Below are 15,294 nucleotides of genomic sequence, written 5' to 3' on the forward strand. Positions count from 1 at the left end.
ATGGTCGCGGCCATCCGTTTGGCTTTCCTACAAGTGTTTGAGAACTTGTCCTATTGGCAGCGCTTGACCGGCGGCGCTAACGTTGGCCGAAATAGGAGGACACCATGCAGAGAAGCCTGTGGAAAGGGGCGATCAGCTTCGGCCTCGTGCACATCCCGGTGCAAATGTTTTCCGCCGAGGACCGCAGGCATGAACTCGACCTGACGATGCTGGACAAGCGCGACTTCGCGCCCATCGGCTACAAGCGGGTCAACAAGGACACCGGCCGCGAGGTCGACTGGGACGACATCGTCAAGGGCTACGAATACGAGAAGGACCATTTCGTCGTGCTGTCGCCGGAAGACCTGCGGCGGGCCAACGTGGAAGCCAGCCAGACCATCGACATCGTGACCTTCGTCAACCGCGACGAGGTGCCTGCGGTCTACTTCGAGCAGCCGTATTACCTGACGCCGGACAAGGGCGGGGAAAAGGTCTACGCGCTGCTGCGCGAGGCGCTGAACCGCTCCGGCATGGTCGGCATCGCGCAGGTCGTGATGCGGGCGCGGCAGCACCTGGTAGCGCTGCTGCCGATGGGCGACATGGTGGTGATGAACACGCTGCGCTATCACGACGAGCTGAAGGCCGTCGACGACTTTGAACTCCCGCGCAGCAACAGCCGGAAGCTGGCGCTGCAGGACAAGGAAGTGGAGATGGCGCTGGCGCTGGTCAAGGGCATGGCCGGCGAGTTCGAGCCGGACCAGTTCCACGACACCTACCGCGAGGACGTGATGACCGTGGTGCAGCGCAAGATCAAGGCCAAGCAGACCACGCTGATCACGGAGCCGGAGCCGGAAGAGGAAGCGCAGGCCAAGGAAAGCAATATCGTGGACCTGATGGCCCTGCTGCGCGAAAGCATGAAGCAGCGCGGCGCAAAGGCGCCTGCCACGAAGGCGCCGGCCGCCAAGACGCCCGCGCGCAAAACCGCGCATGAACCGGCGAAGAAAACCAGGGCACGCGCATGACGCTGGAAAAGTACCAGGCGAAACGCCATTTCGACAAGACCGCGGAACCGCGCGGCGCCGACGCGCCCGCCGCTTCCCCGGCCGGCCGGCTGTCGTTCGTGATCCAGAAACATGCGGCCCGCAAGCTGCATTACGATTTCCGGCTGGAGCTGGACGGCACGCTGAAAAGCTGGGCCGTGCCCAAGGGCCCGAGCCTGGACCCGAAGGAAAAGCGGCTGGCCGTGCATGTCGAGGACCATCCGCTCGAATACGGCAGCTTCGAGGGCGACATACCCGAACACGAGTATGGCGCCGGCAATGTGATCGTCTGGGATCGCGGGGTGTGGACGCCGGTGGGCGACGCCGCCGCCGGGTATAGCAAGGGCCACATGAAATTCACGCTGGACGGCGAGAAGCTGTCCGGCGGCTGGGCGCTGGTGCGCATGGGCCGGCAGCAGGAAGGCAAGGACAACTGGCTGCTGGTCAAGGAACGCGACGATGCTGCCCGCGAAGGCCGGGAAGCCGAGGTCACCGAACTGCTGCCCGACAGCGTATTGTCCGGCAAGGCCGCCCGGCCCGCGAAGGCCGCCGCCAGGAAGACCGCCGCGAAAAAGGTTGCCGCAAAAAAGCCCAAAGCAAAGCCCGAAGCGGCTTCCGCTATACCTGCGGCCGCATCCGCAGCGACAGCCGCGCCCACGCCAGCGGCCGCCGGCGTCAAGGCGGCGCTGCCGGCGATGATCGAGCCTATGCTGGCCACGCTGACCGACCGCGCGCCGGAAGGCGACGAATGGCTGTCCGAGATCAAGTTCGACGGCTACCGGGCGCTGTGCCGGCTGCAGGATGGCAAGGCAACGCTGTACACCCGCGCCGGCAATGACTGGACCGCCAAGTGGAAGGGCATCGCCGAGGCCGCCGCCGCGCTGCCGGCCGAGGAAGCATGGCTGGACGGCGAAGTGGTCGCGCTGGACGAACAGGGCAATGTCAGCTTCCAGATGCTGCAGAACATGTCGCAGGCCGGCAGCCGGCTTGCCTACTACGCATTCGACCTGCCCTACCTGAACGGCTACGACCTGCGCGGCATGCCGCTGGCGCAGCGCAAGGAACTGCTGCGCTCGCTGCTGGAAAAAACCGACCCGTCCGGGCCGGTGCGCTACAGCGACCACCTTGCCGGCAACGCGGAAGACGCGTTCTCGCATGCCTGCATGCACGGCCTCGAAGGCATCATGGTCAAGCTGGCCAGCGCGCCGTATGCGGCCACCCGCAGCCAGGCCTGGCTGAAGGTCAAGTGCCAGCAGCGCCAGGAGTTCGTGCTCGGCGGCTATACCGACCCGGCCGGGAAACGGGAGAAGTTCGGCGCGCTGCTGCTGGGCGTCTACGAGGACGACGGCAGCCTGCGCTACGCCGGCCGGGTCGGCACCGGCTTCGACGCCGCGATGCTGCACAGCCTGTCCAAAGACTTCGCGGCGCTGGCGACCGACACGCCGCCGTTCCGCGACCCGCCGAGGAAACGCGGCGCACCCGGCCTGCACTGGCTTGAGCCGAAACTGATCGCCGAGGTGAAATTCGCGCAGTGGACCAACGACGGCCTGATACGGCAAGGCGCGTTCATGGGCATGCGCAGCGACAAGCCGGCGCGCGAGGTCGTCAAGGAAGCGCCGGTGCCGGTGGAGCAGGCCGGGGAGCATGCGCGGGAGGAAGCGGAAGGGGTGGAAGGGGCGGAAACGACGGCTGCGGCCAAGGCGCCTGCGGCCAGGACCGCGCGCAGCAGCCGGGAGAAGGACGGGGAAGCCACGGTCGCCGGCGTGCGCCTGTCGCATCCGTCGCGGGTGCTGTTCGCGAAGGCCGGCGTCACCAAGCTCGACCTGGCCCGCTACTACGAAGACATTGCGCCGTGGATTTTGCCGCACCTGGCGCAGCGCCCGCTCACGCTGGTGCGCTGCCCGCAGGGCCACCACTGCTTCTTCCAGAAGCATGCGAATGACACGACGGTGGAAGGCGTCGGCCGGATCGAGGTGCCGACCGGCGGCACGACCGCGACCTACATGACCGCCGGCACGCTGCCCGAACTGGTGCGGCTGGTGCAGATGGGCGTGCTGGAGCTGCATACCTGGGGCGCCTGCGCCGGCCACCTGGACCGGCCTGACCGCATGATCTTCGACCTCGATCCGGACACCGCGCTGGCATGGAAGGACGTGGTCGACGGCGCGCTGCTGGTGCGCTCGCTGCTGGCCGACATCGGCCTGGACAGCTTCGTCAAGACCACGGGCGGCAAGGGCCTGCATGTCGTCGTGCCGCTGGCGCCGGACCGGTCATGGGACGAGGTGAAGGCGTTTTCCAGGGCAGTGGCGCAGCAGCTCGAACGGGTCCTGCCCGACCGCTTCATCGCCACGATGAGCAAGGCCAAGCGCGGCGGCCGCATTTTCGTCGATTACCTGCGCAACGCGTCCGAGTCGACCGCGGTAGCCGCCTACTCGACCCGGGCAAAGCCGGAAGCGCCGGTATCGACGCCGCTGGACTGGGATGAACTGGAGGACGGCAAGCTGCGTTCGGACAGCTACACCGTGCTCAACCTGCGGCAGCGGCTGGAAGGGCTGAAGCAGGATCCGTGGGCCAGGTATTTCAGCAGCCGGCAGAAGCTGACCGCGAAGATGCTGGACGCATTCGAGAGCTAGCCGGCCTGCGCGCCGCGCGGGGGCTTGCCGCCCGGCGCGATCGATCTGCCGGACGAAAAAAAGGCCGCTCGCGCGGCCTTCCGGGTACGACGCAGCCTGTGAAAATCAGGCGGCTTCGGTGCTGCTGTTGGCGGCGGTCGCGGCGGCCTTCTGCATGGTCTGCAGCGGCTGCGTGTACTGGCCTGCCAGGCTGGCGGTCTGGGCCTGGATGGCTTCGCCGGTCTGCTTGGCAACCTTGTTGACCTGCTCGTAGACCGCGTTCGCGGTGCCCATCATCGACTTGACCAGCGCCATCGCGTCGGACGAGCCGGCTGGCGAGGCGGCAGCCACCTGGTCGACCATCGCGGCGGCGGCGCGGCTGACTTCGGCGATCTGCGCTTCCGCAGCCTTGGAAAATACCGACTGGGTTTCAGCGAAGATCTCGCCGAGGTAACGTGCATACGATGCCGCTTTTTCGGCGTTCGGCTGGAACTGGGCAGTCATCAGCGCAAACAGCGCCTGCGGATCGCGCGCCGAGGTTGCCTGGGTCATCACGTTGCCGGCGTCGGCGGCCGAAGCCTTCAATGCCGCCAGGTTCAGCGTGGTGACTTTCTCGGTGCTTTCCAGTGCGGTGCTTGCGAGGGTCTTGAATGCGGTAGTTTGCGATTCAAGAAATGCCTTGCTGGAATTCATGTATTGCTCAACGTTCGGGACCATTGCATTCTCCATTTAAAATAACTTTATATTCGCGGTGCGCAATTTATATTGCAGCGCAACATAACGAAGTTTAACCTATTCGGCGCTGAATGGACAATCGCTGCATTTAAATGCGAAACGCCCTTGTTGCAGCAATGCCGATTCAATTCCCGTATTCAATTCCCTGATTCAATTCCTATCCCTTGCGGGCGCGCCCTGCAGCGGAACGGGCCGGGCCGGACGCCTTTTTCGGCACGGGCGCCGGCTTGCGGCCGGAACGGGCGGCCGCGGACTTCGCGACGGCCTTGACTTCCGATACCGCGGGCGAGTCCGGCGGCAGCGTCGATGCCGCCATCACGACCGGCGGCGTCTTGATCGCGCCGGTCATCGCTTCAGCCACTTCCTTGATCGCTTCGACCGCTTCGGCCGGCGTGCTGACGACAGCCGGCAACACTGGCGCGCTGTCTTCCGCGGGCGCCGCAGCCGACGGGATGCTTGCCGGCGTCGGAACGTCAGGGGCCGGCGCCAGCGCCGCTTCGAGCGGCGCCTCGTCCGGCAGCACGGCCTCCGCCCCGGCCTGCGTGGCTTTCACGCCAGCCTCCACCGCGTCCGCGACGGTCTTGGGCCAGGTCGCCGCGGCGGCGGCCATCGGCGCAAGCATCGCCATCGGGGAGGGCATGGGCACGCCCGCCGGGCGGCTCATCTTGCCGGCGATGCCCTGCAGCTGCGCGACATAATCGGTCCAGATCTGCATGTCCGGCCGCATCACGGATGCGGCCAGCTGCAGGAATTCGCCGGGGTTGCCGGCGCCAAGCAGCTTCTGCATCGCGCCGCCCAGTTGTTGGGCGGATGCGCTGGTCGTGCGTATATTCAGCATGCCGATCTCGCGGCCCAGATCCAGGATAGTTCCTGCAATGCGTTGTGCGTCGCTGACTCGGTAATTCATCTGTGCAAGCGCATCGGTCTTGAACTGTTCTTGTATCGAATACATGGATTCCTCTTGGAAAGAACATTAGGTCTTTACGAATGCTGCTATGCAGCAAACCGAATTCTAGCCGAGTATTTCGGGTTTTTCATGGTTTTGTCAAAAATAGAATTGATTGCCGGAATCACTTTGCGCGATAAGGATCGCGCTGTTTTCCACCCGCAGAACATCGGCGGATCTTCTAGAGACGGCACGGAGACCGGCGACGCCCGGCCGGGCAGGCGTCCCGGCGAATTGAACCCGGCGTGTGTTATGCGGTCAACATCATTGGCGCGTCCGCGCGCCTCGCCTCCCGACGACGCTCCTTCCCATTCCATTACCCTTACACGGAGCAGCACAGCGATTGCATGAAACGGCAATGATCCCCTCCCCTGCGAGCCAGGAAAGCACGGAAAGCCCGCAAGCCGGGTCCGGCGCCCTGGCCAACATCATCGAACTGGCCCGCCTGTCGCGTCTTACCCTGCTGTATCAGAGTGCCGGCGAGGCCGGCCGGCTGCAGGCGGCTGCGCTGGCCGACGCGGCCAGCGCAGCCGCGGTGGACGGCGATGTCGTCGTGGTCTTCGACGCCGGCAGCGAGTTCCCGGTGCCGGACCTGCTGGCGGGCATCGAGGCCGCGGTGCTGGAGGCGGCCCCGCAGGCGCCGCTGGCGCCGCCGATGGCCGGCCCGGTGGAAGCGCTCGCGTTCTGGCAGCAGGCGCTGGACAGGCAGTTCCTGCTGATCGTCCACCGCTTCGACATTGCGCTGTCCAGGCCGGACCCCGAATTCGACGAGATATTGCTGAAGCTGGTCCATGACCCGCTGGACGTCAGCCTGCTGCTGGTGATGGACGAAGCCGCCGCGCCCTTGCTGCAGCGCCTGAAGGAAGCGCTGCCGGAACTGGGCGAAACCTTCCTGCGCCTGCCCGAGCCTGCGGGCGCGACGCCGGCGGCAGCGCCGGCGCTGCCCGATGCGGCTGTGCCGGAGGCGTCCGCTTTCGCGCCGGACGCGCCGCCGGACACGACGGCGACATTGCCGCCCGCGCCGCCGCGCTTCGGGCCTGCGCCCTTCCTCTTCGACGACCCGGCGGACGAGACGGACGAACTCGCCGCGCAGGCGCCCCCGGTCCACGAGGCCCGGCACGAAGCGCCGCCGGCGGCAGCGCCTCAGCCGGCGGCGGCCGCGCCGCAGCAGGAAAAGGCGGAAGAGCCGCGCCGCAGCCGGCGCTTCTCGTCGCTGCTGGAGCAGGCGCGCATCGCCACCGACACCTTCGATGCGCCGGCCGAGGCCGCGTCCGCACCGCCGGCCCAGTCGCCGCCCGACGACCTGGCCTTCATGACGGCGTCCATCGCCCCGGCGTCCATCCCTCCTCTGCCCACCGCCCCGGCGCCGGACATGACCGCGCCGCAGATCTATCCGGCGGCAGTGCCGCCAGCCTTCGCGCCGCCCGACCCGGTGATGCCCGACGGCAGGGCCGAGCCCACGCTGTCTGCGCTCGCGCTGCCCGCCATGCCGCCTGAAGCCGCCGAACCTGCGCCCGCTGCGCCTGCCGAGCCGGCCGCAGCACGCGTCTACCGCGAGCGCCGCCCGATGCAGGTGGCGGCCTGGATGCAGAAACGCCGCAGCCGCCGCCGGCGCAGCACCGTGGGAATGGCAAGCCGCGTCGCCAGCAGTTCCACGGTGCTGTTCGTCCTGCTGCTGATGGTGGCCGTGCTGGGCTGGCAGATGCCGCAGTTCACGCCGACGGCGGGCGCGTCGGCGCGCGGGCACGCAGCGGCGGCGCCGCAGGCTTCCGTCCAGCGGTCGCATGCGAGTCCGCGCCGCTAGGGCGCCGGCGGTTCCCCATCAGGCTTGCGGGCGGCCCCGGTCACGCGCAATTATCGGCATCAGGCATCAGGCATCAGGCCGCGGCCTTGTGCGGAAACAGGTAGCGCCGCTCCATCAGCGCGGCGACCTCGTCCGCCGGCACCGGGCGCGACACCAGGTAGCCCTGGATCTCGTCGCAGCCCAGCTTCTGCAGCACCTGCAGCTCGGCGGCGGTCTCGACGCCTTCGGCAACCACGCTCATCCCCAGCGCATGGGCCATCGAGACGATGGCCCGGTAGAACACCTCGCCTTCCCGGCCACGCGCCAGCGCGGTCGTGAAGGAACGGTCCACTTTAAGCCCGTCCAGGCGCAGCCGCTGCAATTGCGACAGCGACGCATAGCCGGTGCCGAAATCGTCGACCAGCAGCCGTATGCCCAGCTGCTCCAGCAGCGCCAGGTTGGCGGCAATCTCGTCGGTGTCGGCCATGATGCCGGACTCCGTGACTTCCACTTCCACCAGGCTGGCGTCGATCCGGTGCAGCGCGATCTGTTCGGCGAACATCGGGCCGAGCGATTTTTCGCTGAACTGGCGCGGCGACACGTTGATGGACACCGGCACCAGCCGCAGGTCCTGCGCCTGCCAGGCGGCGATCTGGGCGCAGGCCTTCATGATGACCAGTTCGCCGAGCGCGACGATCATGCCGGTGCGCTCGGCGGTCTCGATGAACTCCAGCGGCGGCACCACGCCCCGCTGCGGATGCTGCCAGCGCACCAGCGCCTCCATGCTCCGCAGTTCGCCGGTCATCGCGTCGACGCGGGGCTGGTAATGAAGCACGAACTCATCCCGCGCAATCGCCGCCCGCAGCGCCTGCTCGCGCTCCAGGCGCAGCAGCAGCCGTTCCGAAAACTCGGCATGGAAGAACAGGAAGCTGCCCCTGGCGCGCGCCTTGGCCTCGTAGAGCGCGATGTCGGCATGCCGCTGAAGCGTGTCGGCGCTGCCGCCGTCCTCGGGGAACATGCTGCCGCCGATCGAGGCCCGCACCGCGTGGCGGCTTCCGTCGGCCAGCTCGATCGGCGCGTCCAGCGCTTCCAGCATCGCGGCGGTGGCCTGCGCCGCCTGCTCCCGGCATCCGGCGGCAGGCATGACGACGGCGAATTCGTCGCCGCCCAGGCGCGCCAGGCAATGCCCGGCCGGCAGCCGTTCCCGCAGCCGCTGCGCGACGGACTGCAGCAGCGCGTCGCCGACGGCCAGGCCCAGCGCATCGTTGATGTCCTTGAAATTGTCGAGGTCGACAAGGAGCAGGCCCAGCCGCTCGCCGCCGGCGCGCGCCGCCGCCAGCGCGTCGGGCAGGTAGCCGGCCAGCCAGTTGCGGTTCGGCAGCCCGGTCAGCTGGTCTTCGTTCGCCAGCCGCGACAGCATCTGCTCCTGCGCCTTCAGGTCCGATATGTCGCGCAGCGTGACGGCCAGCCCGTCCTGCGAGCGCATCAGGCGGCGGTGCAGCCAGCGCGGCTGCAGCGGGCTGCTGTCGGGCGCCTGGAATTCATCCTCGTGATAGCCGGTCTCCATCGCCCCGGCGAACAGCCGTATGACTTCCTGCACGTAGGCGCCGGGGTAGGCGAAGCTGCCGAAGCGCCGGCCAAGCAGCTGGCCGCGGTCCAGGCCGTAGTAGCTGGCGCCGCGCTGGTTGCAGTCGGCCACCTCGAAGTCGACGATGGCGCCGGCGGCGTCGTGGACCGGGCGCACCATGTAGAAGCCCTCGCGCGCGGCGTCCACCGCCATCCGGTAGGTGTTCTTCACTTCTTCCGCCTGCAGCCTGCGCCACAGCAGGCGCGCCGTGATCGCCATGCCGGCCACGCCCAGCAGGGCCAGCAGCGCGGCAACGCCCAGTTTCACCTGCGCGAATCGCGCCTGCATTGCCATCCACGGCGCCATGGCCGACGCGGCGGACAGTCCGGCGACGGCGGTCAGCGGATAGCCGCCGGCAGACGACCGGGCCAGGAAGTGCGGCGGTTCGCCGGCCGCGCCGGCGGCGTCGGGCGCGCAGCCGCCGGCGGGCGGCGACGATGCGCGACCGGCGCCCGCGGCCTGTCCGTCCGCCTGCTGCGCGTGGATGACGCCGGCAGCGCTGCAGGCGAGCAGGAAATCGCCGGGCCGCAGGGCGCGACCGTCCAGCAGCGGCGCCAGGTAGCCGGACTCGACCGACACCAGAACCAGCCCGGCGAAGCCGCCGTCCGCGGCATTGACGCGGCGCGAGAAGACCATGGCGTCGCGGCCGGTGACGCGGCCCCGCAGCGGGCCGCTGATCAGCAGGCCCTGCGTGCCGCCGGCCTTGTGCGCCTTGAAATAATCGCGACCGGAGAGGTCGACGGCGTCGGCCTTGTCCAGCGTCGCATGCAGCACCCGCCCATCGCGGTCGACCAGCAGGATGTAGAGCCGCTCGTCCGGCGGATAGACGCCGGTGCTGACCTGCGGCGCCAGCGCGGCGGCGTCGCAGGCCCGTTCCCACTGGTACTTGAAGCCCAGCGCGATCTGGTCCAGGTGCGACACCGTGCGTTCGAGTTCGCGCGCGTACTGGCGTGAAAGGATGACCGCGTCGCGCTCGGTGGCGGCGCGCAGCGCGGCGTTTTCTTCGGCCAGCATCGACGCCATGATTGCCCACGCGACCGCGCCTGTCAGCAGCACAAGGCAAGGACACAGGAACAGCAGCTTCAGGTTGCCCCGCAGGTAATCGAGGCGACGCGCTAGCATCGCCATGTCTGGGGACGGGCCGGCGCCTTGTTCGAAGCGAGTGGAGAGATAGTCAAGTCGATGGCCCTGTCTTCGTGCCCGGAAAAATGAATTGATGGAGGGTCGAGGAGGCCGAGTCTATTTCCTTTTAGAAATACACTCAGTCATTTCCGGTGCCTGATTTCAGGTTAGTTGGGAGGACGACATCGGTTTCGTCGCATCCGCGCAACGATAGCCGGCGATGGATTCCCTGCCAGCTTTCCAGCCCTTCCTGCCGGCGTTCATGCCAGCAGGCCGGCGACCAGGTCCAGCGGACCGGTTTCGCCGCCGCCGTCGAAGCGCAACGCGGCTTCCACGTGGTCCAGGTGGGCCAGCATCAGCGCGACCGCCGATGCGCTGTCGCCGGCGCGGGCCGCCTTCAGGAAGGCGACATGCTCGTCCGACGAGCAGGCGGCGTCCCGCACCGACTGGTAGAGCATGGTGATGAGCGAGCTACGCGCGACCAGTTCCTGCAGGATCTCGGTCAGCACATGGTTGCCGACGACCTGCGCCAGCAGCACGTGGAAGTCGCCCAGCAGCTGCGAGCGCTGCTTCGGGTCCTGGCTCGCCATCGCGGCGCGCTCGCTGCGTATGTGCTTTTCCAGCCGCGCGTAATCGGCCGGGCGCGCCTTGCCGACGAATTGCGCAGCCAGCGCCGCCTCGATGATGCGGCGCGTGGCGAACACGTCGCGCGCCTCGGCCTCGCTCGGCTGGCTGACGAATGCCCCCTTGTCGGGCACGATATTGATCAGCTTGTCCTTGGAAAGGATCAGCAGCGCGGCCCTGATCTTGGTGCGGCTGACCGAATACACCCGCGACAGCGCCTCTTCCCGCAGCTTGGTGCCGGGCGGCAGCTTGCGCGCCGCAATCGCGGCGGCGATGTCTTCGGCGATGTCGGCCGAACTGCGGGCCGGCAGCTTGCCATCGTCGTCGGGCGGGGTTGTCTTGGGCATGCGCTTGCTGGGCGAAATCCGGTTAAGGTTAAGTGGCGGGGACCGAGCGCCCCGCGCGGCGCTGCCGTCACTATACCAGCCGCGCCGACTCGCCGCATCCATGATGTACACGCTTTTTGTATACAATAATTGCATGCATAGGCTATACTCAAATCCAGATTCGAGCCAGGAGACACCATGATTTCCGGAACAGACACAGCAAACGCGGCAGGCAATCCGGCGGCAGCCGCTGAAACCGGCGCGGCCATCATGCGCAGCGCAGCGCAGCTGGCGCAGCACACCGAGGCGCCGGGCATGATGACCCGCACCTACCTGACCGACGCGCACCACGCCGCCGCCGCCCTGCTCGCGCAGTGGATGACGGAAGCCGGCATGAACGTGCGCCGCGACGCCGCCGGCAATGTCATCGGCCGCTACGAGGGACTGACGCCCAATGCGCCGGCGCTGCTGACCGGCTCGCATTTCGACACCGTGCGCAACGGCGGCTGGTACGACGGCAACCTCGGCATCATCCTGCCGATCGCCTGCATCGCGCGCTGGCACCGCGAGGGCCGGCGCTTCCCGCACGCGATCGAGGTCATCGGTTTCGCCGAAGAGGAAGGCGTGCGCTTCAAGGCCACGCTGCTGGGCAGCCGCGCGATCGCCGGCACCTTCGACTACAGCGTGCTGGAACGGCGCGACGACGCCGGCATCAGCATGCGCGAGGCGATTGCCGCGGCCGGCTTCGATGCGGCCGCGCTGCCCGCCGCCGCCCATGCGCGCGACGCGGTGCTGGCCTTCGTCGAGGTGCATATCGAGCAGGGACCGGTGCTGCTGGACGAAGGCCTGCCGGTGGGCGTGGTCACCGCCATCTCCGGCGCGACCCGCTTCATGGTGCGCGCTACCGGCCTGGCCGGCCATGCCGGCACGGTGCCCATGGGCCTGCGCCGCGACGCCGCGATGACCGCGGCCGAGATCGGCCTGTACATAGAACGCCGCTGTTCCGGCACGCCGGGACTGGTCGGCACCGTCGGCGTGCTCGAGGTGCCCAACGGCGCGGCCAACGTGGTGCCGGGCAATGCGGTGTTCACCATCGACATCCGCGCCGAGCAGGACGCGGTGCGGCAGGCCGCGGTGGCCGACGTGCAGCGCGAGATGCAGGCGATCGCGGCGCGCCGCCAGGTCCATCTCGACATCAACCAGACCCATGACGCCGCCAGCGTGCCCTGCGCGCCCTGGCTGCAGGCGCAGTTTGCCCAGGCCGTCGCCGGGCTGGGCATGCCGCTGCGCCACCTGCCTTCCGGAGCCGGCCACGATGCGATGGCCATCGCCGCGCTGACCGACGTCGCGATGCTGTTCGTCCGCTGCGGCAACGGCGGCATCAGCCACCATCCGGACGAGACCATGACCGCCGGCGACGCGCAGGCGGCGGCCGATGTCTTCAGCCGTTTCGTCGAACATTTCCAGCCGCAGTGAGCTGCCGGCGCCCGACCCCAACCCACTTCATAGAAGGACCAGCATGAGCGAGACCCTAATCGACGGCTTCACCCTTACCGCGGACCAGGTGCTGGCCGTGGCGCGCGACCCTTCCATCAAGGTCGGCCTGGCGCAATCCTCGCGCGACGCGCTGGCGGAAAGCCGCGCCTATATCGAGGCCAACTGGATGCATGACGAAGCGCCGATGATGTACAGCTTCAACACCGGCGTCGGCCTGCTGAAGGACACCCGCATCAGCGTCGACCATATCGCGCTGTTCCAGACCCAGATGATCCGCGCGCATGCCGCCGGCATGGGCGAGCCGTTTTCCGAGGAAATCAGCCGCGCCACCATGCTGCTGCGGGCCAATGCCTTCGCCAGCAATTATTCGGCGCCGCGCGTCGAGGTGGTGGACCGCCTGCTGGCCTTCGTCAATGCCGGCATCCACCCGGTGATGCCGCAGAAGGGTTCGGTCGGCGCGTCCGGCGACCTCGCGCCGCTGGCCTACCTGGCCGCCGCGATTGCCGGATTCGACGAGGCCGAAGTGATGTACCGCGGCCGCCGCATGCCGGCGGCGCAGGCCATCGCCGAGGCCGGCATCGGGCCGGTGAAGTTCGACCTGCAGGCCAAGGACGCGTCGGCGCTGATCAATGGCTGCACGGTCTCGCTGGCGGTGGCCGTGCTGGCCGCGGCCGACGCGCGCGACCTGCTGGCCGACGCCTGCGTGTCGCTGGGGCTGACGCTCGAAGCGATGCGCGCCGAGATGGCCGGCTTCGACGAGCGCATCCACAAGGCGCGCCCGCATCCGGGCCAGATCAAGACCGCGGCCATCGTCAGGAAGCTGCTGGCCGGCTCCACCCGCGCCACGCACGAGGCGCGCGCGGTGCAGTTCCCGGACGAGCTGCGGCGCACCGACATCGCCTATACGCCGCGGATACAGGACGTCTACTCGCTGCGCTGCGCGCCGCAGGTCTACGGCCCGGTGTTCGATGCGCTCGACTATATCGACACCATCGTCGGCAACGAGATCAACGCGGCCACCGACAATCCGCTGATCTTCCCCAAGGACGGCGGCGGCTTCGAGATCATCTCGGGCGGCAATTTCCACGGCCAGTACCTGGCGCAGGCGATGGACCTGCTGGCCATGGTGGTGACCGACCTCGGCAGCATCTGCGAGCGCCGCATCGCGCGCCTGATCGACCCGACGCTGTCATGGGGCCTGCCGCGCAACCTGATGACCGGCATCCGCGGCGTCAACACCGGCTACCCGGTCGTGCAATGCTCGATGAGCGCCTTGGTGATGGAGAACCGCACGCTGTGCACGCCGGGCAGCGTCGACAGCATCCCGTCCAAGGGCAACAGCGAGGACCACATCTCCAACTCGACCTGGTGCGCCCGCAAGGCGGCCACGGTGGTGGCCAACACGCGCTACATCGTCGGCGTCGAGATGCTGCTGGCCGCGCAGGCGCTGACCATGACCGAGTCGCTGCTGCCCGGCGTCGCGCTGGGCGCCGGCACCCAGGCCGCCTACGACGAAGTGCGCCGGCAGATACCGGCGTGCCTGGACGGCGACCGCTGGTTCCACAATGACATCGAGGTCGCGCATTCATTCGTCACGAGCGGCTCGGTGCGCAAGGCGGTGGAACAGAAGGTCGGCAGGTTCGCCTGACCGGTTTTCTTGCCGGGCGAGGCGCTACAGCTCGCGCCCAGCCCGGCGCAGCGTCGCCATCACCGGCTCGGCCATGTACTGCAGCGGCGTCTGCCTGGAGCCTTCGATATAGACCTCCGCCGGCATGCCGGCCTGCAGCTTCATGTCGCCGGCGCCCAGCAGCGATGCGGCATCGGTGACGATGGTCACGCTGAAATACGGCTGGTTGCTGGCGCGGTCGACGAAGCGGTCCGCCGACACGTAGCTGACCCGGCCCTCGACCATCATCGTGCTGCGGTAGCGGAAGGCGGTGAACTTGATGCGGGCCAGCTGGCCGAGATGGATGTGGTTGATCTCCTCGGGCCGCACGCGCGCCTCCAGCGTCAGCTTCGCGTCGTCCGGCACGATTTCGGCGATCGAGTCGCCGGGCCGCAGCACCGCGCCCGGCGAGGTGAACTTCAGGTCCATGATCTCGCCGCTGGCCGGCGCCGTCACGACCTGGCGCGCGGCGGCGTCGTCGGTCTTGCGCGCCTCCTGCTCGATCTCGGTCAAACGCGCCGCGCTGACCTTCATCTGGTCGCTGGCGTTCTGCACGTAGGCATTCTGCAGCGACTTGATGCGCAGGTCGATGTCGCCGCGCCGCTGCCCCACCCGCGCCAGCTCGGAGCGCCGCTCCTCCAGCTTGGACGCATAGTCGGCGACCGTGGCCTCCAGCTGCGAGATCTTTGCCGCCGAGATGAAGTTCTCGCGCAGCAGGCCGCGGTTGACCTCCAGGTCGCGCCGCTGCAGGTCCAGGGAATTGGCGACCTGCTCGATCTGCGCGCGCAGCGCCACCGTCTCGTCGTCGATGCGCTGGCGCTGGCTCTTCATCAGCGCGACCTCGCTTTCCAGCGAGTCGCGGCGGGCGTCGAACAGCGCTTCCTCCTTCTTCAGCGCATCCCGTATGCGTTCGTCCCGCTGCGCCGCCTCCGTCACGTCGGCGGGAAACAGCACGCGCCGTCCGCGCACCTGCTCGCTGTCCAGCCGCGCGATGCCGGCCCGTTCCACCATGGCGCGGTAGGCCAGCCGGTTGCGGTCGGCGTCGACGCCGACGTCGCCCAGCATCAGCACCGGTTCGCCGGCCTTGACCCGCTGGCCATCCCGCACCAGCACCGCGCGCACGATGCCGCCTTCCAGGTGCTGCACCGGGCGACGGTTCAGGTCGACCTTGACAAAGGCCGGCGCCACCACGGCCATCGACAATTCGGCCAGGCTCATCCAGAGGCCCACCGGCACCAGCGCTCCCAGCACGATGGCGATGCCGGCCCGCCCCAGCCGCCGGCCCTGCGCCACGTGGATTGCCGCCGCGCCGCGCGCGTTGACTGCATTGCTCATGT

At 68.3% G+C, this 15,294-nt stretch carries 10 protein-coding genes; 5 read left to right on the forward strand and 5 right to left on the reverse strand.

The features are described from left to right. Nucleotides 1-104 precede the first annotated feature (104 nt). Together ku and ligD are read left to right on the forward strand one after the other, a co-directional pair. On the forward strand, nucleotides 105-1,001 hold the full coding sequence (gene ku / locus QOL82_RS09860; RefSeq protein ID WP_283442074.1) for a non-homologous end joining protein Ku: 897 nt from the start codon (nucleotides 105-107) through the stop codon (nucleotides 999-1,001). Beyond that, the gene (gene ligD, locus QOL82_RS09865) at nucleotides 998-3,652 is read left to right on the forward strand and encodes a DNA ligase D (protein WP_283442075.1); all 2,655 of its coding nucleotides are present in this window, start codon (nucleotides 998-1,000) and stop codon (nucleotides 3,650-3,652) included. Before ku ends, ligD begins: the two co-directional genes overlap by 4 nt. Before the next feature lie 105 nt (nucleotides 3,653-3,757). Here ligD and phaP read toward each other — a convergent pair whose 3' ends face one another. After that, the gene (gene phaP, locus QOL82_RS09870) at nucleotides 3,758-4,348 is read right to left on the reverse strand and encodes a TIGR01841 family phasin (RefSeq protein ID WP_283442076.1); all 591 of its coding nucleotides are present in this window, start codon (nucleotides 4,346-4,348) and stop codon (nucleotides 3,758-3,760) included. A gap of 175 nt (nucleotides 4,349-4,523) precedes the next feature. After that, complete coding sequence (locus QOL82_RS09875) at nucleotides 4,524-5,318, reverse strand: phasin family protein (protein WP_283442077.1); 795 nt, start codon at nucleotides 5,316-5,318, stop codon at nucleotides 4,524-4,526. A gap of 352 nt (nucleotides 5,319-5,670) precedes the next feature. Between QOL82_RS09875 and QOL82_RS09880 the strand changes: the two genes are divergently transcribed. Then, a complete protein-coding gene (locus QOL82_RS09880; RefSeq protein WP_283442078.1) occupies nucleotides 5,671-7,116 on the forward strand; it encodes a hypothetical protein in 1,446 nt (481 codons plus the stop codon). Nucleotides 7,117-7,189: 73 nt separating this feature from the next. Here the strand turns inward: QOL82_RS09880 and QOL82_RS09885 are convergent, their stop codons facing one another. Beyond that, nucleotides 7,190-9,844 (reverse strand): bifunctional diguanylate cyclase/phosphodiesterase, encoded by a 2,655-nt coding sequence (locus QOL82_RS09885; RefSeq protein WP_283442079.1) that lies wholly within the window; start codon nucleotides 9,842-9,844, stop codon nucleotides 7,190-7,192. Nucleotides 9,845-10,104: 260 nt separating this feature from the next. Continuing rightward, complete coding sequence (locus tag QOL82_RS09890) at nucleotides 10,105-10,815, reverse strand: GntR family transcriptional regulator (RefSeq protein WP_283442080.1); 711 nt, start codon at nucleotides 10,813-10,815, stop codon at nucleotides 10,105-10,107. Nucleotides 10,816-10,992: 177 nt separating this feature from the next. On the opposite strand from QOL82_RS09890, the gene QOL82_RS09895 reads away from it, so the two are divergent. Both QOL82_RS09895 and QOL82_RS09900 read left to right on the forward strand, forming a co-directional pair. Then, nucleotides 10,993-12,270 (forward strand): allantoate amidohydrolase, encoded by a 1,278-nt coding sequence (locus QOL82_RS09895; RefSeq protein WP_283442081.1) that lies wholly within the window; start codon nucleotides 10,993-10,995, stop codon nucleotides 12,268-12,270. A gap of 43 nt (nucleotides 12,271-12,313) precedes the next feature. Further along, entirely contained in the window at nucleotides 12,314-13,939 is a 1,626-nt protein-coding gene (locus tag QOL82_RS09900; RefSeq protein WP_283442082.1) for an HAL/PAL/TAL family ammonia-lyase, read from the forward strand. A 24-nt stretch (nucleotides 13,940-13,963) separates the two neighbouring features. Here the strand turns inward: QOL82_RS09900 and QOL82_RS09905 are convergent, their stop codons facing one another. After that, the gene (locus tag QOL82_RS09905) at nucleotides 13,964-15,292 is read right to left on the reverse strand and encodes an HlyD family type I secretion periplasmic adaptor subunit (protein ID WP_283442083.1); all 1,329 of its coding nucleotides are present in this window, start codon (nucleotides 15,290-15,292) and stop codon (nucleotides 13,964-13,966) included. Between the last annotated feature and the right edge of the window lie 2 nt (nucleotides 15,293-15,294).

It is taken from the genome of Noviherbaspirillum suwonense, from assembly GCF_900182955.1.
GTDB classification, from domain to species: domain Bacteria; phylum Pseudomonadota; class Gammaproteobacteria; order Burkholderiales; family Burkholderiaceae_D; genus Noviherbaspirillum_A; species Noviherbaspirillum_A suwonense.

Excerpts from the sequence above, each read along its gene's own strand:
- ku (WP_283442074.1), top strand. The coding sequence starts at position 105 with ATGCAGAGAAGCCTGTGGAAAGGGGCGATCAGCTTCGGCCTCGTGCAC.
- ligD (WP_283442075.1), top strand. The coding sequence starts at position 998 with ATGACGCTGGAAAAGTACCAGGCGAAACGCCATTTCGACAAGACCGCG.
- phaP (WP_283442076.1), bottom strand. The coding sequence starts at position 4,348 with ATGGTCCCGAACGTTGAGCAATACATGAATTCCAGCAAGGCATTTCTT.
- QOL82_RS09875 (WP_283442077.1), bottom strand. The coding sequence starts at position 5,318 with ATGTATTCGATACAAGAACAGTTCAAGACCGATGCGCTTGCACAGATG.
- QOL82_RS09880 (WP_283442078.1), top strand. The coding sequence starts at position 5,671 with ATGATCCCCTCCCCTGCGAGCCAGGAAAGCACGGAAAGCCCGCAAGCC.
- QOL82_RS09885 (WP_283442079.1), bottom strand. The coding sequence starts at position 9,844 with ATGCTAGCGCGTCGCCTCGATTACCTGCGGGGCAACCTGAAGCTGCTG.
- QOL82_RS09890 (WP_283442080.1), bottom strand. The coding sequence starts at position 10,815 with ATGCCCAAGACAACCCCGCCCGACGACGATGGCAAGCTGCCGGCCCGC.
- QOL82_RS09895 (WP_283442081.1), top strand. The coding sequence starts at position 10,993 with ATGATTTCCGGAACAGACACAGCAAACGCGGCAGGCAATCCGGCGGCA.
- QOL82_RS09900 (WP_283442082.1), top strand. The coding sequence starts at position 12,314 with ATGAGCGAGACCCTAATCGACGGCTTCACCCTTACCGCGGACCAGGTG.
- QOL82_RS09905 (WP_283442083.1), bottom strand. The coding sequence starts at position 15,292 with ATGAGCAATGCAGTCAACGCGCGCGGCGCGGCGGCAATCCACGTGGCG.